This is a genomic window from Arthrobacter sp. Y3221087, from assembly GCF_059089905.1.
Genome location: NZ_JBNHFE010000001.1, coordinates 745,530 through 768,892, shown reverse-complemented (window position 1 = coordinate 768,892; position 23,363 = coordinate 745,530). Strand labels below are relative to the sequence as shown.

Annotated in this window: 19 protein-coding genes; 7 read left to right on the top strand and 12 right to left on the bottom strand. The window is 61.6% G+C overall.

Annotation, left to right across the window (positions count from 1 at the left end; all coding sequences use genetic code 11):
- Positions 1–57 precede the first annotated feature (57 nt).
- A complete protein-coding gene (locus AC5RUO_RS03630) occupies positions 58–903 on the bottom strand; it encodes an SGNH/GDSL hydrolase family protein (RefSeq protein ID WP_494103372.1) in 846 nt (281 codons plus the stop codon).
- Positions 904–1,038: 135 nt separating this feature from the next.
- Between AC5RUO_RS03630 and AC5RUO_RS03625 the strand changes: the two genes are divergently transcribed.
- The 3 genes from AC5RUO_RS03625 to AC5RUO_RS03615 all read left to right on the top strand — a co-directional run bounded on the left by AC5RUO_RS03625 (position 1,039) and on the right by AC5RUO_RS03615 (position 3,930).
- Complete coding sequence (locus AC5RUO_RS03625; RefSeq protein ID WP_494010225.1) at positions 1,039–1,425, top strand: hypothetical protein; 387 nt, start codon at positions 1,039–1,041, stop codon at positions 1,423–1,425.
- The gene (locus AC5RUO_RS03620; RefSeq protein ID WP_494102843.1) at positions 1,418–3,445 is read left to right on the top strand and encodes a DUF8189 domain-containing protein; all 2,028 of its coding nucleotides are present in this window, start codon (positions 1,418–1,420) and stop codon (positions 3,443–3,445) included. The genes AC5RUO_RS03625 and AC5RUO_RS03620 overlap by 8 nt, the downstream gene beginning before the upstream one ends.
- A 239-nt stretch (positions 3,446–3,684) precedes the next feature.
- On the top strand, positions 3,685–3,930 hold the full coding sequence (locus AC5RUO_RS03615) for a three-helix bundle dimerization domain-containing protein (protein WP_494102842.1): 246 nt from the start codon (positions 3,685–3,687) through the stop codon (positions 3,928–3,930).
- Here AC5RUO_RS03615 and AC5RUO_RS03610 read toward each other — a convergent pair.
- The 6 genes from AC5RUO_RS03610 to AC5RUO_RS03585 form a co-directional block, all read right to left on the bottom strand.
- A complete protein-coding gene (locus AC5RUO_RS03610; protein ID WP_494102841.1) occupies positions 3,896–4,711 on the bottom strand; it encodes an MBL fold metallo-hydrolase in 816 nt (271 codons plus the stop codon). The two genes, AC5RUO_RS03615 and AC5RUO_RS03610, sit on opposite strands and share 35 nt — an antisense overlap.
- 87 nt (positions 4,712–4,798) lie before the next feature.
- Positions 4,799–6,790 carry a CBM96 family carbohydrate-binding protein gene (locus AC5RUO_RS03605; RefSeq protein WP_494102840.1) on the bottom strand — a complete coding sequence of 664 codons (1,992 nt, stop codon included), beginning with the start codon at positions 6,788–6,790 and terminating at the stop codon, positions 4,799–4,801.
- Positions 6,791–7,106: 316 nt separating this feature from the next.
- A complete protein-coding gene (locus tag AC5RUO_RS03600; protein ID WP_494102839.1) occupies positions 7,107–8,291 on the bottom strand; it encodes a family 16 glycosylhydrolase in 1,185 nt (394 codons plus the stop codon).
- A 1,119-nt stretch (positions 8,292–9,410) separates the two neighbouring features.
- The gene (locus tag AC5RUO_RS03595) at positions 9,411–10,064 is read right to left on the bottom strand and encodes a sugar transferase (protein ID WP_494010219.1); all 654 of its coding nucleotides are present in this window, start codon (positions 10,062–10,064) and stop codon (positions 9,411–9,413) included.
- A gap of 21 nt (positions 10,065–10,085) precedes the next feature.
- Positions 10,086–11,219 carry a DegT/DnrJ/EryC1/StrS family aminotransferase gene (locus AC5RUO_RS03590; RefSeq protein WP_494010218.1) on the bottom strand — a complete coding sequence of 378 codons (1,134 nt, stop codon included), beginning with the start codon at positions 11,217–11,219 and terminating at the stop codon, positions 10,086–10,088.
- Positions 11,216–12,919, bottom strand: a complete 1,704-nt coding sequence (locus tag AC5RUO_RS03585) for a polysaccharide biosynthesis protein (protein WP_494010217.1) — start codon at positions 12,917–12,919, stop codon at positions 11,216–11,218. Before AC5RUO_RS03585 ends, AC5RUO_RS03590 begins: the two co-directional genes overlap by 4 nt.
- A 518-nt stretch (positions 12,920–13,437) precedes the next feature.
- On the opposite strand from AC5RUO_RS03585, the gene AC5RUO_RS03580 reads away from it, so the two are divergent.
- The gene (locus tag AC5RUO_RS03580; protein WP_494010216.1) at positions 13,438–14,490 is read left to right on the top strand and encodes a GNAT family N-acetyltransferase; all 1,053 of its coding nucleotides are present in this window, start codon (positions 13,438–13,440) and stop codon (positions 14,488–14,490) included.
- A 164-nt stretch (positions 14,491–14,654) separates the two neighbouring features.
- A complete protein-coding gene (locus AC5RUO_RS03575; protein WP_494010215.1) occupies positions 14,655–15,560 on the top strand; it encodes an acylphosphatase in 906 nt (301 codons plus the stop codon).
- A gap of 94 nt (positions 15,561–15,654) precedes the next feature.
- On the opposite strand, the gene AC5RUO_RS03570 is transcribed toward AC5RUO_RS03575, so the two are convergent.
- A complete protein-coding gene (locus tag AC5RUO_RS03570; protein ID WP_494010368.1) occupies positions 15,655–15,762 on the bottom strand; it encodes a sugar transferase in 108 nt (35 codons plus the stop codon).
- A 20-nt stretch (positions 15,763–15,782) separates the two neighbouring features.
- Here AC5RUO_RS03570 and AC5RUO_RS03565 point away from each other — a divergent pair, with 20 nt between their 5' ends.
- On the top strand, positions 15,783–16,382 hold the full coding sequence (locus AC5RUO_RS03565) for a YdcF family protein (protein WP_494010214.1): 600 nt from the start codon (positions 15,783–15,785) through the stop codon (positions 16,380–16,382).
- Positions 16,383–16,430: 48 nt separating this feature from the next.
- Here the strand turns inward: AC5RUO_RS03565 and AC5RUO_RS03560 are convergent, their stop codons facing one another.
- On the bottom strand, positions 16,431–18,032 hold the full coding sequence (locus AC5RUO_RS03560; RefSeq protein WP_494010213.1) for a glucosamine inositolphosphorylceramide transferase family protein: 1,602 nt from the start codon (positions 18,030–18,032) through the stop codon (positions 16,431–16,433).
- Positions 18,033–18,222: 190 nt separating this feature from the next.
- Between AC5RUO_RS03560 and AC5RUO_RS03555 the strand changes: the two genes are divergently transcribed.
- Entirely contained in the window at positions 18,223–19,536 is a 1,314-nt protein-coding gene (locus AC5RUO_RS03555; RefSeq protein ID WP_494102838.1) for an O-antigen ligase family protein, read from the top strand.
- Between the two features lie 35 nt (positions 19,537–19,571).
- On the opposite strand, the gene AC5RUO_RS03550 is transcribed toward AC5RUO_RS03555, so the two are convergent.
- From AC5RUO_RS03550 to AC5RUO_RS03540, 3 genes are all read right to left on the bottom strand, one after another.
- A complete protein-coding gene (locus AC5RUO_RS03550; RefSeq protein WP_494010211.1) occupies positions 19,572–20,705 on the bottom strand; it encodes a hypothetical protein in 1,134 nt (377 codons plus the stop codon).
- A 115-nt stretch (positions 20,706–20,820) separates the two neighbouring features.
- The gene (locus AC5RUO_RS03545) at positions 20,821–21,426 is read right to left on the bottom strand and encodes a YveK family protein (protein ID WP_494010210.1); all 606 of its coding nucleotides are present in this window, start codon (positions 21,424–21,426) and stop codon (positions 20,821–20,823) included.
- A 285-nt stretch (positions 21,427–21,711) separates the two neighbouring features.
- A complete protein-coding gene (locus AC5RUO_RS03540) occupies positions 21,712–23,187 on the bottom strand; it encodes a glycosyl hydrolase family 28-related protein (protein WP_494010209.1) in 1,476 nt (491 codons plus the stop codon).
- Positions 23,188–23,363 lie beyond the last annotated feature (176 nt).

The following is a 23,363-nucleotide window of genomic DNA, read 5'->3' as shown; positions in this document are numbered from 1 at the left end:
GGCGGCACGAGCCTCCCCGCTTACCAGAAGCGGGCTTTTCGCCTATCCGCACTGGGGTTATTGGGTGAGGCCGGCCCAGGACTCCAGGAACTTTTCCGCGATGTAGGCGTGGCCGGCGGAGTTCGGGTGGGCACCGTCGGCGTCGAACCCCGGGCTGTTGGCAGGAGTAAACCAGCCGGCATCGATGGCGTCAACGAACGGGGCACCGGCGGCCTCGGCGCCGGCACGAACCGCGCTGTTCGTGGCGCGGAGCTCCTCCGCCAGCGGCTGGGGTGCCGAGGGTCCCAGCACCACCACCTGGATCCCCGGCCAGAACCGGCGCGCCGCCAGGATGGTCTGCGTGGTGGCGGCCTTGACCTCCTCGGCGTTGGGGATCTGGGCGTCGTTCTGGCCGCCCTGCAGGATGAGGACGTTCGGCACAAAGGACGGGGTGGCGGCAATCTCCTGCAGCCGGAGCTCGTACTCGCCGCCCAGTTCGTCCTGCGCTCCCCCGCCCCAGGCAAACCCGGTTCCGCCCACGCCGTCGATGTTGGTGGGGTATCCCAGCGCGTTGGCAACCAGATAGGCCCAGCCCTGGTTCGGCGCATCAGCACCATCCCCGGCCGTGTAGGAATCGCCCAGGATCAGGACCACCGGCTCGGCCGGCAACTCGATTCCCGCCGGCGGTGCGGTTGCAGTTGCCGTGGAAGTGGGAGTGGGGGTGGCGGTGGGAACCGAAGGAGAACTCGAGGCCACAGAGGCTGCGGGCGTGGACACCTGGGTGCTGGCTGGAAGAGGTTCCACGGCCGCGCCCAGGCCGCCCGGATTCATCAGCGCGAGCGCTGCCACCCCAAAGGCGAGGACCGCCAGCACCGCGAGTGCAGCGTACTTCATCCAGTCCTGCATGCGCCCGCCGTTTCTCATCACGCGGCAAATCCTACCGGTCCCGCGTCGCCGCCCACGGAAGGGCCACCGCCGGGGCAGTAATGGAGCAGTAACGGTGGAGTAACGCCCGTCTGATCGACTGGTTCCTGTGGTTCCCTCGGGTGAGGACGGGTGATGATGGGGCAGCCGTGGAGTTCCCTCCGGGTGGCCGGTTTGGCACTGGACGTCCCGGAACAACTGGCCCCCTCACACGAACACACCATTGAGGGCGGCGCAGCCGTCCTCGAAGGCGCCGGCATCAGGCTGACCGTGGACGCAAGCCCCTTCGCCGACCCCCTCACCCGCTACGCGGCCAAGCCCGGCTACGAGCACTGGCAGGAAAACGTGGGCAGCGGCACCGCGGACTTTGTCTCGTTCGAGGAGGAAGGAATCCGCACCCTTGCCGCCGCCTTCCCCGGCCGCGCCACCGCCGTCGTCCATCTGTCCCCCGGCGCGGAACGGGACACCGCACTGCAGATCCTGCGAAGTATCCGAACAGATCAAGGAGAGTCCGATGACTGAAGAGCAGTACCGCGCGGCCCCGTACCTGGCCGCCGTCGAAAACACCGCCGCGGGGGAACGGAGTCCGGGATTCAGCAAGGTGCAAAGCTACCTTGAGCGGTTCGGCTACCTGGGCGAAGCAACGCCCCGGGAGCTCGGCGTCCTGGACGACCCCACCGAAGGGGCCCTGAAAAATTTCCAGGAATTCTTCCACCTGCCCGTCACCGGCGTCTTCGACGACGCCACCCGCGACGTCATGATGCAGGCACGCTGCGGCCTTCCGGACATGCGCGGCGGCGCAATAGCCTTCGCCACCCAGTGCGCGTGGACGGACCGGACCCTGACCTACGCGTTCGATACCGGGACCGACGACGTTGCGGGCACCGCTGACTTCGACGCAATCCGGCGCGCCATCCAGACCTGGCAGAACGTGGGCGGACTGACCTTCACCGAGGTGGCCCTCGGCGCCAGCCCGGACATCCGCATCGGCTGGCGGCCGGCAGCGGATCCGGACCACTCGATGGTGGGCGGGGTCCTGGCCCACGCCGACTTCCCGCCCGGCTGCAGCGTGGTCACCAACACCCTGCCCAAGCCGGTCCACTTCGATGACAGCGAGCACGTCTGGAGCGTGGGTGCCGCGGCGAGCGCCTTCGATATCGAGACGGTGGCCCTGCACGAGTTCGGCCACATCGTGGGGCTGGCGCACTCCAGCGTGGCGAACGCCGTGATGGCCCCCACCGTGTCCTCCAACTTCACCAAGCGCGCCCTCACCCAGGACGACATCGACGGGTTCCGCGCCCTCTACCCGGCGGCCCCGCAGGCCTGGTCCGGCTGGAACTCCCTGGGTGGCGTCATCACCTCGGACGTCTCGGTGGGCAACAACAAGGACGGCCGGCTGGAGGCATTTGCCCGCGGGACCGACGGCGCCGTGTGGCACCGGTGGCAGACCGCGCCCAACGGCAACTGGTCCGGCTGGAACTCCCTGGGCGGGGTCATCACCACCGAGATCGCCGTAGCCAACAACCAGGACGGCCGGCTGGAAATCTTTGCCCGCGGCACGGACAACGCCCTGTGGCATCGCTGGCAGACAACCCCTAACGGGAGCTGGGCAGGCTGGAACTCCCTGGGCGGCGTCATCACCGGGCCGCCGGCCACCGGCCGCAACGCCGACGGCCGGCTGGAGGTTTTCGCCCGCGGGACCGACGGCGCCGTCTGGCACCGCTGGCAGACCGCGCCCAACGGCAACTGGTCCGGCTGGAACTCCCTGGGCGGCGTCATCACCTCCGAGATCACCGTGGGCAAGAACAAGGACGGCCGGCTCGAGGTCTTCGCCCGGGGCACGGACAACGCGCTGTGGCACCGGTGGCAGACCGCGCCCAACGGCAACTGGTCCGGCTGGCACTCGCTGGGCGGCATCCTCACGTCCAACATCGCCATCGGCAGCAACAAGGACGGCCGGCTTGAGGCCTTCGTCCGCGGCACCGACAACGCGCTCTGGCACATGTGGCAGACCGCGCCGAACAGCGGCTGGTCCGGCTGGCGGTCCCTGGGCGGCATCCTCACCTCCGATATCGCCGTGGGCAGGAATGCGAGCGGCCGGCTTGAGGCCTTCGTCCGCGGCACCGACAACGCGCTCTGGCATATGTGGCAGACCGCGCCGAACAGCGGCTGGTCCGGCTGGCACTCCCTGGGCGGCATCCTCACCTCGAATATCACGGTGGGCAGCAACGCCGACGGCCGCCTGGAGGTCTTTGTCCGCGGCACGGACAACGCCATGTGGCACAGGTGGCAGAACATGCCCTTCCTCACGGAAGAGTCCACCGGGGCTGCGGCGATGGCCGGGGGCACGGACGTCTCGTCCGACGCCGGCGCTCCCCAGACGGTGGAGATGCCGCTTGGCGTCATGGCCGAGAGCGTGACTATCAATGGCCAGAAGAGCCCCGCGGCACAGGAAATGCCCACGGGGGCGATGGACGGCGCGCAGAAGGACGCCGTGAACGCGCAGGAGATGCCGGCGGGAGGCATGCCGACAGCCGTCTGACCAGGCACAAAGGCGGGACGTACGACGACGGCGCGCGGCCGCCGTCGTACGCTTCCGTTCCGGACGTGCCGGGCAGGAAGCCGGCCGCTAACTGCCGCCCCGCGATGCGTGTTGCGGGTTTCCGCAGACTTCCGCGCAGGCCCTTTCCCCGGCGCCGCCCGTCCGTATCATTCAAGGATGCAGCCCGGCTCAGGAACGCACAGGTTGTCGTTGGCCCTCCCCCGAGGGGAGGACCGGTAATGCTCAAAAGGACCGAAGCGCAGGCCATCGCGGCCGTGGTGGACCTGCTCGCCGAGCGGTTCCCCGATGAGCCCCGCTCCGTCGTCGAGGACGTGGTGGGCGAGGAGTACAGCCTGTTGGACGGCTGCCGGGTGCGGGACTACGTCGCAATCCTCGTGGAACGCGGCGCCAGGCGCCGGCTTATCCGCCGGCAGTTCACCGTGGACTTCGCTAGTGCTCCCGGCGGGTCTCCTGGAGCCGCTTGATGAACCAGCGCGACTGCTCCGGCCCGTAGGGCAGGACGGGGATCGCCTTGGTGGCGTCGCTTGGGGTGTCGCGGATGGACTGGCGCGCCTGGCGGACGGCGGTGGTCATGGTGTCCGCCATGGTCTTGACGAACTGGTCGCTGCACGGCTTCCCGTGCCCGGGGATCAGGAACTCGTAGCGGTGGCGCAGCGCTGAGATGTGGCGCAGCGCGTCCGCCCACTCCTCCGGGTAGGAGTCCTCGAAGGAAGGGTGCGCGCCCTGCTCCACGAGGTCGCCCACAAACAAGGTGGTGGGGGTGCCCACCAGGAGGTCGCCGTCGGTGTGGCCGCGGCCCAGGTAGAAGAGCGTGGCGGTGAGGCCGCCCAGGTCCACCAGCACCGGCTGGTCCTTCACGATGGCGTTGGGGACCACCAGTTCCACGTTCTCGCCCTCACCGGCGGACATCTCCGGTTCCAGCGTCCCCACGAAGCGGCGCTGCAGGTCCCCGTGTTCGTCGATTTCGGTGGCGCAGTTCTGGTGCGCCCAGAATTCCGTGACGCCGGCTTCGGCAAACACCGCGTTGCCGAAGAAATGGTCGTAGTGGGCGTGGGTGTTGACGACGACGAGCGGCAGCTGGGTCTTTTCCCGCACCGCGTCCAGGATTTCCCTGCCCTGCCGGGGGCCGCAGCCGGTATCGATCACCATCGCCCGTTCGGATCCGACGATCAGTCCGGTGTTCAGCAGCGATCCTTCGGTGACCAGCACATAGTTGTCCGCGCCGACTTCGAGCCATTCCGACATTGTTTCTCCGTACCTCCGGCAAAGCAGTGTTCGTTCGTCTGGCTCTCGATTGTACCCAGCACTGCTTGGAGATCCGGGGAAGCGCACCTACCGGAGGGTGAGGACCAGCTTGGGTGCGGCAGTGCTGCCGGCCTCCTTCGAGCTCACGGCCAGGCCGTCGGTGCTGCCGGTATCCACGCCCAGGGTGAGCTGCTGGCCCAACTCACCGGCCAGGTCTGTGGCCGTCAGCGGAATGCTGTAGCCGGTGTTGACCGCCGTGGGGCCGAGCGTGGCGAGGCTGCTGGCGGCGAGCGCGGGGCGGTTGGTATACGTGATCCCGCTTTCGGTCCAGCTGTCGTCGGCGACCAGTTTGACGTTCTGCTTGCCCACTGAGGCATTGTCGCCAACGCTCAGCTGCAGCACGGCGCTCTCCAGCGTCCTGCCCTCATAGGCCGACAGGTCGAACTTCAGGTACACGACCTCCACCGGGCTGTTGTCCACCCACATGACGGGTTTCTTGCCGTAGTTCGTCCGGGCGCCCAGGCTGGACACGTAGCTGTCAGCGGTGACCGTAAGCGTGACGGTCTCCGGTGTTGCGGGGGGCGCGGGAGCCGTTCTGAAAGTCCAGGTCCGGTCCGAGGCCAGCGCGTTACCCGCGGCGTCCTTCACTCCGCCGGAACCGCCTTTTATCGTCGCCGTGTACGCCGTGTCCGGCGCCAGGTCCGTGGCCGGGTCCAGCGTGGCAACATTGCCCGTGCTGTTGAACGACACAGCCGCCGGCACCGCCGTCGTCCCCGCTGCCAGCGTGAACGTGTCCGCGGTGACCGTGGACGCATCCAACGTTTCCGAGAACTGTCCCGTCACGTTAGCTGTCACTGCCACACCAGTTGTGTCGGCGGCAGGGGACGTGCCCGTCACCGTCGGGGCGGTGGAATCGCCGGTGCCACCGCCTGTGCCGGCGGGTGGCTCGTAGAAGTGCCAGTACCGGCTGGTGGCGTTGACATCGGCGAGCACAAGCAGACCGCTGTTGGCGGTGCCCCGCGCCTCACTGTTGAGGTTCTGCTTGGTGGAGGTCACGTCGTGGGCATACTGGTCGGCATCCATGATGCGGTTGGTCTTTGTGGTGGTGAAGCTGATGTTGTCCAGGGGTGTGGACTTCTCGTAGATCGCGCCTCCCGAGCTGGTGCAGGTACCGGCGTTCGTGGTGCCGGCCGGCTTCGGATACGTGGCGAACGTCCGCAGCTGCTGGGTACTCTCATCGATCAGGACCATCACCCGGTTGGGGCACTCCGCCACGGTGGCGATCGTGTGCGCGGACCAGCTGTTGCCGTTCAGCGCCAGCAGCTGGATCAGCGGCTGGGTGGATGACGTGAACGAGGTCTTGATGGCAGCGAACACCCGGCCGCCGGACGAATCCAGCCACTTCAGGTTCATATGGTCGTCACCGCTTCGTAGCCCCGACACCGCCGCTTCGGGAGCGGACCAGTCAGCGTCCGGCGCCCCGTCCACGTGGTGGCTCCAGTACATGCCGTCGGTGGCGTCGCCCACCTGGCGGCTCCACATCACACCGATTTTCCCGTCGAACGCGATCATCGCCGAAATGTCGTCCACTGACACATTGCTCAAGGATGCTGGATGAGGGAACGGGGTCCCCCACGTCTTGCCGTCCGTGCCGGTCACGTTCAGGTAGATCCGGTTGCCCTGCTGCCACGTGGCCCACATCCTGCCCGTGGAGTCCTTATCGATGGTCAGAACCTCAACTTTGGAGTTGTTGATCTGTGAAGAACCCAGCAGTGAATACTTCTTGGCGCTTGAGTCGTAGCTGTAGCGCCGCATGGTAGTTGGGAAGTTCGGCTCGGCCGGCAGTCCGTCGTTGACGAACCGGTAGCTAGCCACATACAAGGTGGTCCCGTCCCACAGCACGTCATGATGGGTGTTACCCCGTGCGTCCGTCACCACCCCCGTGCTGGCCCATGAGCCCGTCGCGGCGTCGAACCGGAAGATATGGAACTTCGAGCTTGCCGTGTCCCACAGGTTCCCCCACCAAATGCCGTCGTTGAACCACAACCCGCTCGTGGCCCGCTTCGTGCCGGTCGGCACTGACGTCCCTGCATGCGACGGACCTTCCACACCGATATCACCTTCGGCAGCCGAGGCCCCGACCGGAACCGCGAGAATACCGGTTATTGCAAGCAGCAGCACTGCCAGGAGTGCATGGAGCCGCAAGTACCGGCGGCTGCCCAGATTCGCGTCAAACACAATCCACCCACTTCAGCTAGAGCGTGCCCCCTGCCCACGGCGATTCCTCACCGTACCAATGGGGCTTCCAGCCGATCACCAGTAGCGCCTACCCGCTTCATGGGCAGGTGCTACCTGCGGGGCGGGTTCCGATACCCGGCCGCGGGGTGGACCGTACTTAGTTCCTGGCCCAGATGGCCACCCAGTCGACGTACACGTGGCCGCTGGTCTCGGGTGCGGGGCAGCCGGTCAGGCAGGACTCGGTCTGCAGGAGGTAGCGCATCGGCTTGTCCGGGACCATGGACGTTGCAACACCGATGGACTTGCCGTCCAGGAAGAATTCGATGCGGCCGGGAGTCCACTCGGTGGTTGCCACGTGCCAGTCCGTAAACGGGACGTTCGGACGGAAGACGTCGGTCACATGCTTTCCGCTGGGGTCCAAGCCATGCAGGGCGGCGTAGATGACTTTGGACAGGTCACCTTCCGGGAAATCGATCTCCCCGTCCTGCGGCCACTGCTTGCTGACGGGCCAGAGCAGCCAGGCCATCTTGTACCCCGGGAGGGAATCGGCCTTGAAACGCACTGAGTAACGCCCGTAGAGCTGGCTGTTCCAGGGCGCTTGGGTTGTACCTGCGAACCTCGGGGAGGGGGCCGCACCCATGGAAACCCCGTTTTCGGAGTGCAGGAACATGTCCAGGACGCCGCCGTGGACGCTCAGGACCTTGGACGGGTAGTACCCGGACGTTCTCGCATCCTTTGGCTGCGTTTTGCCATGGGTGTCCGGCGTGCCGTCCTTGTAGGTCTCGTGCCATCTCGAGCCGTAGATGCCGGGAAAACCGCCCAGGGGCACGTCCCCGTCTGTGAAGTCCTCCACGAAGACCTGCCGCCAGCCGGGCAGGTCGCCCACCGGGACGGACTGGTAGAAGGACGGAAACTCAGGTTTGGGAGCCGGCACGGAGCCGCCGTCCTTTGTTGGTGCCGGGGAGGCGGTTTCAGCCGTAGCCGTCGGGGTGCTTGCCTCGTCAGTTGCCTCGGCGCTTGGCTCGGCACTTGGCTGCGAGGAACTTGGCTCGGAAGCCTGCTCCGGGGAAGGAGCATCAGTGGTGGGCTGTGCAGACTCAGTCACCTGGGTCGCGGGCTCGCTACTTTGCCCTTCGGCAGTCTGGCTCCGCGGGTTGTTTGCTGCGACGCTGAGCGTGCCAATGGTGAGCGCCAGGGAAACGACCATCAGGAGGACGCCGCCGGTGTGGGCACGCTGCTTGACCGTCTCTGAATGCGCCGCTCCATCCTCAGGGACAAGGTGCCGGGGCGTCCGGCGCCCGCCCATCCAGGCAAAGCGGGAGTTGCGCGGGCTGTCTCCCATGGTGTCCTCCCAGCGTGGTCCGGCCGGGGACTTCGGGCAAGAACGGAGCGCCCCGGCCTCATCCCCTTTCGCTTCAGCGTAAGAGGGGTGCCGTGGCAGGTCACGAGTACTGAGTACTCATATTTACGATTCAACTCTCGCGCAGGTACTTGTTTTCCAGACGACGCGCTCCAGTACGTTCCGCTCGTAATGACGTCAGTCCCGTCTAAATCCATGCATACGGGCAGCGGCGAGGCTGTGGCTTGCATCGAACTCTGCAGTCAGCGGCTTCTTGGCCGGCGCCCACGCTTCAGGTCCATTACTGCTTGGCTGCTGCAAGTAACGCCAAAGGACCAGCCCCGTGCCGGCCATCAACAGCAACCCTGCAACCAACCCCCAACTTCGGGGTACCGGCCCTCCCGCCGGCTTCAACTTGAAGTGTGGAGCTGCAACTTTCGGTGCTACATGTCTCCAATGTTCTTGGAGTCGGGGGTAGATGGGTTCCGTTCCGCCTGCTACCTCGTCAGCTAGCTGACGTAACGTCACCTGCAGACGGGGTGAAGCTGTTTCAAGGCCGGCATCTAGCCCGGCCACAACTTTTTGCAGCGCAACCTGAACGCCCGGCGTGGCCCATTGCCTACCCTTCGCCAAATGATGAATCAGGTCTTGTGATAGGAGAAACGTCTGCTCCTTGTCAGTCACATGCCCTGTTGTATGCACGGGTGCCTCCTATGAACAGCTACGTCAATGGACTACGTCGGGCATTGGTGACCGCTGGAGAGTAGCCGGCTTCGAATGGAAGCCCTCGCCTCCGATCCGTTTCCAGATTATGGCTCCTAACGCAAAGGTCGCCCGAGTAACTAGTACGCGTCTTCCAATCACCCGTTACGGGGCTGGCATGAGCGGACTCGTGAGTCCCCCGACCAGGAGCCGGTTCGCGAAGCCATTGTGTAGCAGATCGAGCAACGTTACCCGTCTGGGTATCACGGACACTTATAGCTGCGTGGCGCGTCACCGAGCATCCGCAATGCTGGAGTTGGAAGGCACCGTGACCGGTACCGGCAGCTCGCCGGCACATATGACACTGACGGATTCTTTCCTCCGTGGCGCCGCTCCCGTTGACCAAGCTGGAAATTCCCATCAAAGTTGCTTTGCATTGCCCGTATCAAAATTGCCCGTATCAAAGTCGTCGTTCTCGTCCTGACTCAACGTTTCGACGACGCCCTCAGCTCTGAGAACTTTGAATATCGTGGCAACCAGTATCTTGGCGTCCAAGAAAGGGCCCACGTCGGAGACGTACTCCAGGTCCTTTTTGATTCGGAGACTCCAGGGCGCCTCGGCCCTGTAAGTTACTTGCGCCAATCCTGTGAGCCCCTGAGGCACCAGAACCCGACGAGCCTGCTCGGGGGTATATCGCGCGTAATGGGCGGGCAGTGCGGGCCGCGGCCCCACGAAACTCATGTCTCCTCGAAGAATGTTCACCAGCTGGGGAAGTTCGTCCAAACTGTATTGTCGCAGTTTCACGCCCAGCGGTGGCACGAGATTCAGTTCCGGCAGAATAGACCCGCCGCCGATCTCTTCCGCATTGTTGATTAGGGTTCGGAATTTTACCATTGTGAAAACTTTGCCAAACTGGCCTATACGGCGTTGGCGAAAGAGAATCGGCCTCCCCATGCGGACGCGTATCAGGATGGCGATTAATGCCATGAGTGGCGTGAGCGCCACAAGCATGAGTGCGGCCGTGACCCTGTCAAAAAGTGCGCGCCATGCCAAATACGTCTGATGATGATCCACCGGCTTCCCTCCGCTCAAACATCAATTTCGGGATGCTAGGAATGATTGAAGAACCTCAATAACGCGGGAAAACTCACCAGACGTCAAAGCAGAGCCCGAAGGAAGCGTGAGACCTGTCATAAAATACCGCTCCGACGTACCGTCCACGAAACACTCAGCGTCCGCGAATACCGGTTGAAGGTGCATCGGTTTCCACAGAGGACGTGTTTCGATATTTTCTGCAGTAAGGTAGGCAGCCACATCCTGCGCTGTGAAACCGGCCGCCTCCGGGTCAATTACCACCGACGTGAGCCAACAGTTGTCCTCGTGATCACAGAGAGCCCCAAACAGTTCCGCACCTTTCACCTGTGAGAAGAACTCTCGATAGATTTCGCGACGCCGGCGGCGTATGGACATCATCCCGTCCAGTCGCAGGAGTTGTGCCCGCCCCAAGGCAGCCAAGACGTTGCTCATCCGGTAGTTATAGCCAATGTCCTTATGCTCGTAGTGAGTCACAGGTTGCCTCGCTTGGGTGGCCAAATACCGCACGCGGGATGCGGCCTTGGGGTCTTTGGTCAAAAGCATTCCGCCGCCAGAAGTCGTCATGATTTTGTTGCCGTTGAAGGACAAGGCGGCCATATCGCCGAATGAGCCGGCAGCCTTCCCACCACGGGTGGCGCCAAATGACTCCGCTGCATCGGAAATCACCGCCATTCCGAACCGTTCAGCAATGCGATCTATCTCGGCAAAGTTGCAGACCTTACCCAGTAGGTCTACGGGCAGAACCGCCTTGGCGGGACGAACTTCCGCTGCCAGCTTTTCCGCTGCTTCTTCCAATAGCGCCGTACTGATGTTGCCAGATGCATCACTGTCAATGAAGTAAGGGCGAGCACCTGTGTAACGGATCGCGTTCGCTGTCGCAGCGAAAGTCATAGTCGAGGTCAGTACTATGTCCCCATGTCCGATGCCCTGGCTCAGCAGGGCCAGATGCAAGGCAGCAGTTCCCGATGCAAGCGCCACACCATAAGGAACTCCAACCCGCTTCGACACCTCAGCTTCAAATTCCTCGACATCCGGGCCCATAGGTGCAACCCATCCCGAACGGAGTGCGTTTAAAACAAACTTCTCTTCCAACTCACCGACATCAGGTGCTGATAGATAGATCCTGGTGTTCATTGTCTGCTCTCAAGGCTGAGTAACCGCAGCATGTCGTCCCTTGCCTGGGCAAGGGCTGGGTCGAAGCAGTTTCCCATTAGATCCTCGGGTGAAAGAGGCGGCACCACGGTATGGCTAATCTTCGGGTGGATCGGCCGTCTGTCCGTTTCGCCCTCCCCTACCAGCTCCTCGTGCAGTTTTTCTCCCTGTCGAAGCCCGGTGATACAGATGCTGATGTGACGGCCGGACTTAGCAATCATCCGTTCAGCTACATCCATAATTCGAACTGGCTCTCCCATATCCAAAATCAGCACTTCCCCAGGACATCCGATCGCGCCTGCCTGCACCACCAGCTGGCATGCCTCCGGAATAGTCATGAAGTAACGTGTTACGTCCGGGTGAGTTATGGTCAACGGACCTCCTGCCTCAATTTGTAGTTTGAAGGTAGGAAGCATAGAACCGCGGCTGCCGATGACGTTGCCAAACCGTACGGACAAATAGGACTTCTCTGTATCAGCGGCAAACCAAGCTGTTAACCGTTCTCCCAAGCGCTTCGAATAACCTAGGACACTCGTTGGGTTTGCCGCCTTGTCAGTAGAGATATTCACGAAGTTTTGAACCCCCGCTGCCTTGGCTGCACGCAGGACATGAAGCGTTCCGAGCACATTTGTTTGCCATGCTTCGTTCGGGTATTGCTCCAGCATGGGCAGGTGCTTAAGCGCAGCGGCGTGGAACACTATGTCCGGGCGTCTTTTCATGAAAATGTCTTCGATTGTGCACGCATCGCGAATATCGGCAAGCACAACATCGTCCGTGTCGAGTAGCCCGTGTCCAGAGATGGATATTTGGGTGCCCTGCAAATTTGTCTCATCCCGGTCGAGCATGATGAGCTCAGAGGGTGCGAACCGCGTAATCTCCCGGCAGAGTTCAGATCCGATCGATCCACCCGCACCAGTGACCAGGACGCGTTTGTTAGCGATGAATCCAGCTATGGAAGCCAGTTCGGTGTCAACAGGCTGCCGGCCAATGAGGTCGGCTATGGATACGTCCCGAAGGTCCTTCAGCCCTGTACGGCCTTCAAGGACATCGGCGAGTAAGGGCAGAACAAGCAACCGAAGGCCTGCTTCATCCGCGGCATCTGAAACTTCGCGGAGTAGCTCGGCGTCCGCCCGGGCGATCGCAAAGATGAGTACTTCCGCTCCGCTGGCCCCTGCTACCCGGGCCAGATCCTCGCGGCGGCCCAGAACTGGTACCCCTTCCAGCCGGAAATTCCGGAGTCGGAAATTGTCATCAATGATGCCCACGGGACGGTAAGGCGAATACTTGTCCTCGTTCATCTGCCGTATGACGTGTTGCCCCAAATGGCCCGCTCCGTAGACAAGGGTGGGAGTGGCAGTTGCACCCGGCCGGAGACGCCGCTCGCTAAGCGCTCGATGCGTTAGACGCACTCCTGCCATCAGAACAGCAGCAACGAGCAACGCAATGGAGGGTGCGCTTCGAGGGAAATGGTCTGACCCGGGAACGAAAAGCCGACCAATCGTCAAAATGGCGCCGACACTGGTCACCACCAACATGAGGTTCAAAGCATCGTGCCGGGAACCATACGGATGAAGATATCTGTAAAGGCCGAGGACCCAACCAAGCAGTGCCTGCAGGACAACCGCAAACGATATCGCTATACCGAGAATTACAGGATCAATCCTTGCAGCATCGAAATCCAATCGGATCAGTGTGCCAACAGGAAGTGCGGCGGCCCAGACACCGCTGTCCACCAGAAACTCTCGCCACCGAAAGACCCGATCCGGCGTTGAAGTAGTATCCGCGCCGCTCGCCCGGGCTGCATCAAACTTGCGCCGTCGCACCAAGCCAAAGTTGGGTCCCGGATGGGGTAACCGGACACCGCTGAAGTGTCCAATCACCGCAGGCCCCAAGAATTAGTAATCCAACGCTGCCGCACACCCACAAAGCCGCTATAGCGCGCACACTCTGAGCTCGCAGGTACAAAAACTGCCTGACGAAACCTCATGTGAAAACGCTAAATCCGAGAGGCCAGCGGAGAACACAGTAGAGACTACTCGATTTAGAAACCATGGCTACCCGGAAAGACCGCACATCGGGGCCGTTGTTTTTTTCGGCATCGCCTTGGCGCCGACGCAGCCATTGTGTAGCAGACCGGGCAACGCTAACATACTGGCGGGGAGGGTCTGGTCTCGCTTGACGAGCGCGAAGGGCCCATTACATGACCTCCTCCGCCCCCACCACCCCGGTAGCGTCCAGGCGGGTCATCCATGTAGTAGACGCCGCGGTTTGGGACTCACACATCGCCCGACTGGGTATCAGGGACACCTACAGCTGCGCTGCATACCACCGAGCGGCGGCCCTGATCGAACCGGAAGGCACCAAGCCAGTCCTGCTGGCTTACGAGGACGAGCGCGGCGAAGTGGCGCTTCCGCTGTTGTTGCGTCCGCTACCGGGGGGTCAAGGGTGGGATGCCACCAGCGCGTACGGCTATGGGGGTCCGATCGGCCGGGGAGCGCCGGATTTGAACGCTTTCGGCACCGCCGTAGACGCGTGGGCGCACGAGCAAGGAGTCGTGTCCACGTTCCTCCGACTGCACCCGCTTCTCGGCAACGGAAGGCTCGTGCCGCCAACTGCCGAGCTGTTCGACGTCGCGTCCACCGTGGCATGGGACCTGTCGCCAGGTCGGGACCTGCGGCGAAACCTGCACTCGGATCAACGTAGATCAGTGCGGAAGGCGGAGAATGCGGGTCTCACAATCACCATAGCAACCCACCCAACGAGCCTGGACGGCTTCCGGGACCTGTACGTCGCCACGATGCGGCGCCAACAGGCAGCGGACTTCTTCTTCTTCCCTGACGCGTACTGGCGGGCGCTGCTCACTGACGACCAATTCCTGGTACCGCTGCTGGTCGAAGGTCGGCTGGCGGGTCGTCTGGTCAGCGCACTGCTGTGCTTTGCGGCAGAGCCCTGGCTTCACGCGCACCTCTCGGCCGGAGACGACGTGGCGCGAGCGATTGGCGCCTCCGCTGCCTGCTATCTTGCAGCTGCGGAATGGGCGCAGGCGAGTGGGCTGAGCAGCTTCCACTTGGGTGGTGGAGTCGGTGGAAACACCACTTCTCCGCTTTATGCTTTCAAGCAGCGCTTCGACCCTTCCAGCCCGCCACGACTGTTCCAAGTTGCAAAGTTGGTCCACGACCGTGATCGGTACCGGAAGCTCGCCGGGACAGACGCCACCGACGGGTTCTTTCCTCCATGGCGCCGGCCGCAGTAGCCCCTCGGCGCTGACCCAAAGTAGCTCATCAACCAGCGGCCTCAACCCTATCCATGCGAAAAGCCCCGGAGTAGGCTTACCCGCACCACACTGAGAAGCCCGAAAGTGGAGGACCCATGCCAGCCAAGCACCCGACTTCCCGGCGCGCCGTTTACAGTGCTGGCATGAGGCTCTTGTGGCCGATATACGAGCGGGCTGGAAGCGCATACCTGGCCGGCCGGGAAAGGGCCTCGGCGCTGGACCTGACCGAGCGCCTGCTGGCGGCAGGCTCGGCGGCAACCCTCGGATACTGGCCGCACCAAGGCGAGCCGGCCGCACAGGTGGCGGCTGAGGAGCGCTCCACCCTCAAGGCCCTCAGCCAACTGGGCGCTGTTGGAGATCGGGCTGATCTTTCACTGAAGGCCGCACGGCTTGGGTTCGACGCCGACGTCGTACGCCAACTGGCGAGGCTGGCCATGGAACAAAACACGCGGCTCGTCTTTGACTCGCATTCCCCCGCCGAAGCTGACCGTACCTTGGCGTTGGCCAGAGTATCTCGTAGTGAAGGGGCATTGACCGGGGTAGTCCTGCCCGCACGCTGGCAACGAAGTATCGACGACGCGGTCATGGCATCCGAATGCAATATCTCGGTGCGTGTAGTAAAGGGCCAGTGGCGGGACGATATCCCCGGCGGCAGGGTAGACACTGAGTCCGCGCTGCGCTCATGGTACTTACGCCTGATTGACCGGCTGGACGGGCTCAACGTGCGCACCGCTGTGGCTACCCACGATGTCGTCCTGCTAGAAAAAGCTCTCGCCCGCCCGACGGCCACGGGCGCGCCGCGAGAGGTGGAGCTGCTGCTCGGCCTACCCGTCCGGCGGGCACTGGAGGTGGCCCTACAAGCGGGCGCGGCGACCCGGTTCTACGTGAGTTTCGGCTACCCGGGACTGCCGTACCCCTTCCGGGCTGTCCTCATGCGCCCGAGGCTGGCCCGGCTGCTTGCCCAAGGAATCATTCTGGGGGGCCGCAACCAGGTGATCCAGCGCAACGCCGCCCTCGAACGAGACTCATCATCCGCTACGGCTCCTTGAAAGAAGCCAAAGAATGAAACGTACCTCCATGGATGGAGCAACATGGAGCTTTAGAGCAACGTGACCATTTGGATGCGGAGACTCCATGGCGCGCCTAATGGACGGGCAGGGCTGGCCGCGGACCGACACAACTCATATCTGCCCGGAGTACATTCACCAGTTGAGGAAGGACTTTAGGCGCGAACCCGGCAGGGGCATATATCCGTGCGTACTATTGCCACTATGGATTCCTCACTGACCGCAGGGGAAGGCCATCTCCCGTCAGGAAGAGCCCACGGTCGCCGAAGACACCGAGTTCGGAACAGCTTTATCGCCACCCTCGTGTGCTGCGACGTCTTCCTGGTCGCATGGGTAATTGCCGGGGCTTTCCTATTTGCAAATCCGGCAGTCGATCAAGCCACGGAATCGGACGCCGTCATAGTCTTGGCGCCAGCGGCTGGCACAGGCCGACTGGATTACGCGTTAGGTCTCATGTCCGAAGGCTACAGTGAGACACTCGTTGTTTCGGCGCCGGACGATGAGAGCAGCATCTGCGGAGCAGATCGGCCTTATAGAATCGTGTGCTTCAGCCCAGATCCAGTGACCACGCAAGGAGAAGCCAGGGCTATCCAGGAGTTGAGCGAAGAAAACGGGTGGAAGAAAATCACAGTTGTAACAGACGACTCCCACGTCACAAGGGCTCGGATCCTAATCGCAAGGTGCTACTCCCAAGAGCTCAACATGTCCGCTTCCAGGCGAGAGCTCTCACCCTCCGGCTGGGCCTTTCGGTTTCTCTACGAGAGCGCCGCACTCGTAACAGTTGTCCTCAATCCCTCGTGCTGAGCCCGTGACCTGACAGGCTGTAGGTTCCGTCAAGGGCGTGCCGGGATGCTAGTCTGCTGATTTCCGCTTCAACCGTGCCAGAAATCTTCTCACCCCGGCTAGCGGCGAGAAGCAATCCCGATACCAGTCGAAAACCATCCGGCCATTGTCAAAGTTGAGCGTGTGGGGTCCCTTCCGGTCCGGAAAGCGGATCTCACCGATCGGTGTCTCGCTAAAATCGCGGTCGCTGAGCGCCGTCACTTCGAAGGCGAAGATGCCGTTGCCATAATCGCCGAGAAAGCTCTGGCCGAAACGGATCAAACGCTCGCCATCCCGCACCAACGCCCCGGCCATGCGGGCGCCCCGCGGGCTGATTCGCAAAGGGCTCTTGGGGTGCGGCACGAACATGCCCCCGATATCGTCGGCCGACCAGAGGAGGAGACTGTTGGTTCCGACAGTCTCGGTATTGCCGAACAGGTAGATCCGACCGCCATGTTCCAGCAGCGTGGGATCGGCGACGCGGGGGCTTCCTTCGACCCGAATCGGGAAAACCTCGGTCATTCCCGAAGGGCTCATGCGATAGGCCTTCAGTTCCGACCATTGCGCGATTTCCGGGACGATCAGCTCTTCGCCGCCGGCTCGAAACCGTGCCGGATAGGAAAAATGGCCGCCGTCGGGCGATACCCGTCGATGCTGGTCGCCGGCGACCAGCACGATCTCGCCGAGCGCGTTCTTTCGGCTGAGCGCTTCCACCAGGATGCCCGGCGGATCCCGGATAAAGAAGGGATCCGCGTAGAAGAGATAGTTGCTGGGGATCGGAAGCGTCTGCCAGGTTGCCGCTTCCGGAAAGGCGCTCGCCGTTAATGCCGCTGCCGGTTTTGCGGGCGCGTGCGACACCTGCCAACGTTTTTCGAACATCGCACCGTAGGCGGCGCGTCTGAGAAACGCCGCCGCCATTCCTGCTACGAATTTCAGCACCTGCCCGTTGGAGGGGAGGCGGTAATTCTTGCCCTTCGATGTCTTGTGCAACGCTTCCCCGGCAACAGCGTTGGCGATGGCGCAATTGATGAGCAGCGGCGAATGGCGATAGGCCTCGATCAGCGAGCGCCGGTAGGAATGCGGCTGGAGCTTGGTCTCGGCGAACGCCACGACTTTGCCCGCATCAAGCTCGTTGCTCAGCACCTGCACGATCTGTCCCATCGTCTGCTGCCCGTGCAGCATCTCCCAGAAGCCCGCCGGACGGCCGCGATATGTGTCCGGATCACCATGGTGGTAGGACAGGATCGGAGCTCTCAGCCGATCCTTGGGCGGAACCGTGAGCAGGCCCATGCCGAGCTTTATGATCACGTCGAAGCCCGAGGCATCGAGCTCGGCGATCAATTCGTCCGGAAGCTCCTGCCACATGCCGCGATAGCGGGATTCGAACGCCTTCTCGTAAACGATGCGCTTGTTGCACTCACGCAGGGAGACCACCCGCGTCATCGGGTTTCGGATCGAGACCAGGTTCAGCAGGTACCAACCAAGGTGCTTCCACGGCCGCCGCTTCGGCTCCGTGTTGGTGCAGGAGAAGACCGCGATTTCCTCACAGCCTTCGAGCGCGTTAACAGCCTCCAGCCCAAATAGGGGAACGAGCGCGAAATCGGTGAGGACCGCGACCTTAAGCTTCTGCATAACGCACCTACCCATTCCGCTACTTCGGCCTCGACTTCTAGAAGTCCGTTCAGCGCTTGAGCCTTACCTCATCGTGGAACGTTATCGGCGCTGGGAGGGACGAGGCCACCGCAGTGGCTACTCGAGTTTTGAACGTCCTATACCTGCACCAGGACGAGTAGCCAGTAAGACTGGTACCTATCATTGGTTCATGACCGAGAAGAAACCCGCCGGCGCGGCACTCATGCGGTTCCTAGCAGCGGCGTCTTTCGCATACATACTGTTGATGCCGGTGTCGCAGGGACTTCTGCTCATAGCAGTTTTCGCCGTGATGGTCACAGCCGCGCTCATGACGAGCCTGGTTCAGCGGAAAGTCCTGACCTTGCCCGTCATGGGGGTGGCGTTCTTCACTCTCCTGCTGGGGATTCTTGGGCTCCTGGTCGGGGCGGAAAACCCGGGTCTGGTCAATTCAGCCGGCGTGTATGTTATCGCCCCGATGGTCTACTTCGTAAGCATCGCTGCTCTCGGCCACTCCTCCCTCAAGGCACTCCTCACTACATGCGCAGTCATGACGGTGATAGCCGGCACCTACATTCTTGTGTATGTGGGCGGCGAGTTGGGCGTGACTCCGCAGTTCATCCCGGACATAGTCCTCGAACTTACCGGGGCAGGATTTGGTAGAACGGGCGACGCGACAGAGATCCGCTTTTACGGTCTTTCAACGCTCGTCGCCTCCGCGCCGATGTGGCTGGCATCACTCTTGGTAAAACGCGACGACTTGTTACCAAGGATGTCCCTGCGTGCGGCTGCAGCAACGGCTGGAATCGCGGGAGCCATGGTGGGTGGGCGCCGTGCAATCATCGTGGTCTTGGTGCTGATTCCTTTGGTTGCTTGGGTAGTGAAGCGCAGCACCATGCGCCGAGGTCCCCTGACTGTATCTCCCCTTAAAGCGCTGGGGGCGATGGCTGCGCTTATCGCCGTTATTTTTGCTTCGCCGGCCATACTTGCCCACCCGCTCGTAGCCAATACTTGGGGTGCGGTCGTATCCCTCTTCTCAGGCGAGTCGTCGGACGTAAGCACCAGCCAGACGGAACGCAACGAGCAAGCCGACCAGCTCTTGAGGGCATGGTCGCAGTCGCCTATCTGGGGACACGGTTTAGGGGCTGTCATCCCCGGCTACTCGCGAAGCGATACACAGCCTTGGCAGTTTGAGCTGCAGTATCACGTACTCCTTATGCAGACGGGCGTGATAGGTGTGCTCCTGGTCCTAACAATCGCCGTATTCGTGGTGGCCGCGATCCGAAGGGCGGCCAGCCTCCGCCCGGATATGCTCCCCACGCTGACTGTCACTCTCTGCGCTGGCATTGCAATGCTCATCGCCAACGCCTCAAATCCCTACCTCCAGGCACCCGCACATCTGTGGGCAATTTTCCTGCCCCTCGCAGTCATAAACGTCATGCTCCGCGACCCTGCTTCTCGAGACGTCGAAAAGACCCTCCTGCCCCAACCTTCGACCTTGAAATAAGGCACCGCCTGCCACGTACCGGAGCTACCGCAGATTCAGTTAGGCGCCAACATGAGCGACACCCACGTAGTTGAAGAAACCAAGGTGGCTCCGACGAATCCCCAGATCGCACCCGGCAACCCAAAGAGCGCTGCGCCGAGTAATGGACACCCGACAACGAGGACGGTTTGAACAAATCGGCCAGCACGAATTCTCTTAGCGGGCGAGTGCGCCCTGTTCAGCAAGTAGTAGAAATGGCCCAAAAAATTGCTAAAGACAAAAATTGAACAGGGCACGGCAAACGCGGTCAGCGCCTCAAGTGTTCCTTGGACCAGATCAAAGCGGTCCAGTGACAGAAGTACGACGAAACAGGCAATCGACATCACCAGCCCAGACCCGACGACTCCCAGCAGCAATTTCAGTCCAGTCCGACGAGCGTCCGCCATATGTGCCAGGAGTGGCCTAATCGGTTCGAGGACAAGCTGCACGGGTGACGCGACGCTGGAAACGCCGCGATAAATTCCAAATCCTTGAGCGCTCAAGCCGGGCAGTAGCAGCAGTGGACCGATGATCGCTCCACAATCCATGAGAAGTGAATCCGACAACAGCATACGGATCGTGCCCCACCTAAGCCTGCACCACCCCAAAAGTGCCCTGAACGGATTCGATAAGAGAGGGGGTGAGATACTGATGCTTGCTATGCCGGCGATAAGCCAAGCAACAGAGTGCGACGTCAGGTTGATTACCCCGATCGCCATAGCGCCAAATAATGGCGCCAGGAAAAATAGGAGGTTGCAAACCTCTGCCCAAAGCACCGACGCAGCACCGAACGTGAGCGACCGGAAAAAGCGCGCACCGAGGCGATAAACCCCCAGCGCTATGGCGCCGGAAGCCGACACTGCAGAGAGAACGTCCGGATATATAAACAAGGACACGCCAAGCGCGGTAACAGCAACGAGAGACGAAAAGCCAACAAGAACCGACGAAAATTCCGCCCAAGTAATGCGGTCCCCTACTGCCCGCAGGAAAGTATCGCAAACGACGGACAGGCAGACCGACCAGCCAAACGCGAAAACTGCGTAGAGGAACGCAAATACCCCGAACTCGTGGACCGGGAGCAGCAAAAGCGCCGCCACTGTTGGCGCAATACTTGACAAGGCGCCGAGGCCAGCAGACAGAAGTACCTGCACCCTAACTGCCAATACCCACCTTCTCAGCCGATCTCAAACTCGTTTGAACCTTGACGTGGTTGGTACCACTCCGGCAACCAGGATCGCAAGGATGTCTTTGACGGCCCGCTCCACATCAGCTTGGTTTCAAGTTCCTGCCATCAAGCACCTCGCGAAAAAATACATAGCCAAGTCCGAAAAGAAGTCCCAAAAGAACCCCCAGGACAAGATTGACGGGCACGTTCGGCGATGACGGGGAACTGGGGGCCGTGGCTTCCTCAAAAACGTTGAGGCTCACAAAGCTCACGTCTTCGACTGCATACACACCCGTGATAACTTGCTTCACCGAAGTATTCGCAATCCTGACAGCCTGTTGGGGGTCCGGGTCGGTGGCAGTTACCTCAATAAGGACAGTACCTGCAGGCGAAGTGGCCGAGACTCTGCCTTCGAGTGATTTCGCTCCTCCGGTCAGGTTTAGTTCCCGGGCAACTGCCTCGAGCACCCTGTCGCTCGTTGCCAGGCTCACGTATGACTTGATCCGCGCTTCTGCAAATGCATTGCCCTGATACAGTTCAGACGCCGAAGTCCCTGCCTTTACGGTAACAAAAATTTGGCTCTTGGCTTCGTATAACGGGGTTTGCAAGAACGTGTATGCCGACGCCAGCCCCAACCCAATGAGGGTGAAGGCTACAATTGCTAACCAGCGTAGCCGTATGACACGTAGGTAGTCTCTCAACTCCATTAGTTTCCCAGCCCTGTCCGCTACGAAGGCAGCTTATGTCAACCAACCCCTGAGACGCTCGCCACGCCCATTTCCCATTGAAGCATGCCACGTTGCCGTAACAACAGTGACAGCCGATCTCGTGGCAGGGACACCTATTTGCCTGTCAACATACACCACAAGTATTAGAAGAAAACGGAGATGCAAAAGCCATCGACAGGCTTTCGGCTGAAAGTGCTGTGGTGACAAACGACGTCCGTGTTTTCAAGGCGGAATCACAATTTCTATACCATCGACGTGCCCTAGCTAGGTACCGGGACCTGGCCCATCAATCGGGAAACCGATGTTTCCAACGAAACTGTTCGTTGATGGAGTGGTAGTGCCAGCGCCAAAGCTTACGAGCCGGCTAACGTTCCTGCCGACGTTGTTCCGCACAATCAGCGCCGAGGTGGGGCCGGTGCCGGCAACCAGGATGAATGCGTTTTGCGCCGCCCCTTTTTTTGTCACGCTGTTGTCATCTATAGTAACGCGGTCGCCCACATTGAAGTTGATGACATAACCGGGAGTTGTGCCACACTCCACAAAGACGTTGTTCGAGATGTTGATGTCTTTTACCGTGCTGGTGTTGTCGTAGCCCATTAGGACAATTTCGCCGGGCCACGAGTGAAAGCTGTTCCCATCGATCCGGACGCCCCGCAAGCCTTCTATGACGAACGCGGGGCCAGTGTTGGCCGCGTCGGGGGCGCTGATTATGTTGTCGCGGACGTTGATATCGATGTAGGGGTCACTGTCCGCAGCGGCGTGGTTGTGCCAAAGAAAGTAGAACGCCGCAGCCTTCGAACCTGAAAAAGTGTTCCCCGCAATTTCCCAGCGCTTCGATGTGAAAGTCGGCGGCACCAGCGAAGCGCCCACATCTGCCATGTAGCCGCCGCAGTCCCTGAAAGTGTTGTTGACGATTCGGATGTCGTTGCAGATTGCGGTGGTGTCGAATGCGTTCGGTTCCACGTCGACAGCACCGGGCATGTTTGGGCTTGTAAGCCGCGTGAAGGTGTTTCCCTCGATGAGGACGTCCTCACCGGCAATGACAGTTACACCGTTCCGTCCGGCGTAGTTCACGCCGTCGAAAAGGTTGTTAAGGATGCGCACGTTGCGGTTACGAACCCCGGTGTCCGTTCCGCCAACGGCAGTGCGGGCGATGTTGATAGCATCGCCCTGCATATTGAGGAACTGACAATTGCTCACAACAAGTCCATCGACGGCGGACATGTGCAAGAGTGCCTGATTCTCGCTAAGCGTCCCGGCACCCTTGAACACGAGATCCCTGAAGGTAATGCTGCTGTCATTCACAGACGGGTTGGCGGTCAGGTTCCAACCGATCAGTGGATCCACCGCGCCAGCGCCCGCGCGGTTGTACAGCAAGGTTGAGGCCCCTTGGACGCCTCGGAAAGTGACGTTTGACTTTCCCGTACCCACAATCCTGCGGCACAGGTAAGTTCCGGGGGGAAAGTAGACGGTAGAGCCAGGACCAGCGGCGTTCAGAGCAGCCTGAATCGATTCCGTGTCGTCGGTCGCTCCGCCGCCTGTGGCGCCGTAGTCCTTGACGTTGAGGACGAGTTCGCCCCCGCCCACGGGCCCGTCATCAGCGTCGTCGCCGGTCAGGGAACCATTGAGTTGGGCGGCAAGGCCAGCCACGGAGACGACGGCGAGGGCGGCGGCTCCGGCAAGGACTATGCGGCGGGGAAGCTTTGACGAGGGATCGGGCGCTGAAGTGCTGGGACGCATCCTATTCTCCTTTGGAATAACACACAGGGGGAACGCGGCTGCAAAGGACATACCTGGCAATGGGATGGCGCTTCAAGCCTTGCCCCCGGCGTGTGGAGGATGTCCGGGATACGAAGATAGGTCCCTTGTCATGCTTCATTATCGAGTATGGCTAATGCTTGCGCACCCCTAAGCTG

Bases quoted from the DNA above. Each gene is read 5' to 3' on its own strand.
- AC5RUO_RS03630 (WP_494103372.1), bottom strand. From the start codon at position 903: ATGAGAAACGGCGGGCGCATGCAGGACTGGATGAAGTACGCTGCACTC.
- AC5RUO_RS03625 (WP_494010225.1), top strand. From the start codon at position 1,039: ATGATGGGGCAGCCGTGGAGTTCCCTCCGGGTGGCCGGTTTGGCACTG.
- AC5RUO_RS03620 (WP_494102843.1), top strand. From the start codon at position 1,418: ATGACTGAAGAGCAGTACCGCGCGGCCCCGTACCTGGCCGCCGTCGAA.
- AC5RUO_RS03615 (WP_494102842.1), top strand. From the start codon at position 3,685: ATGCTCAAAAGGACCGAAGCGCAGGCCATCGCGGCCGTGGTGGACCTG.
- AC5RUO_RS03610 (WP_494102841.1), bottom strand. From the start codon at position 4,711: ATGTCGGAATGGCTCGAAGTCGGCGCGGACAACTATGTGCTGGTCACC.
- AC5RUO_RS03600 (WP_494102839.1), bottom strand. From the start codon at position 8,291: ATGGGAGACAGCCCGCGCAACTCCCGCTTTGCCTGGATGGGCGGGCGC.
- AC5RUO_RS03590 (WP_494010218.1), bottom strand. From the start codon at position 11,219: ATGAACACCAGGATCTATCTATCAGCACCTGATGTCGGTGAGTTGGAA.
- AC5RUO_RS03580 (WP_494010216.1), top strand. From the start codon at position 13,438: ATGACCTCCTCCGCCCCCACCACCCCGGTAGCGTCCAGGCGGGTCATC.
- AC5RUO_RS03575 (WP_494010215.1), top strand. From the start codon at position 14,655: ATGAGGCTCTTGTGGCCGATATACGAGCGGGCTGGAAGCGCATACCTG.
- AC5RUO_RS03565 (WP_494010214.1), top strand. From the start codon at position 15,783: ATGGATTCCTCACTGACCGCAGGGGAAGGCCATCTCCCGTCAGGAAGA.
- AC5RUO_RS03560 (WP_494010213.1), bottom strand. From the start codon at position 18,032: ATGCAGAAGCTTAAGGTCGCGGTCCTCACCGATTTCGCGCTCGTTCCC.
- AC5RUO_RS03555 (WP_494102838.1), top strand. From the start codon at position 18,223: ATGACCGAGAAGAAACCCGCCGGCGCGGCACTCATGCGGTTCCTAGCA.
- AC5RUO_RS03545 (WP_494010210.1), bottom strand. From the start codon at position 21,426: ATGGAGTTGAGAGACTACCTACGTGTCATACGGCTACGCTGGTTAGCA.
- AC5RUO_RS03540 (WP_494010209.1), bottom strand. From the start codon at position 23,187: ATGCGTCCCAGCACTTCAGCGCCCGATCCCTCGTCAAAGCTTCCCCGC.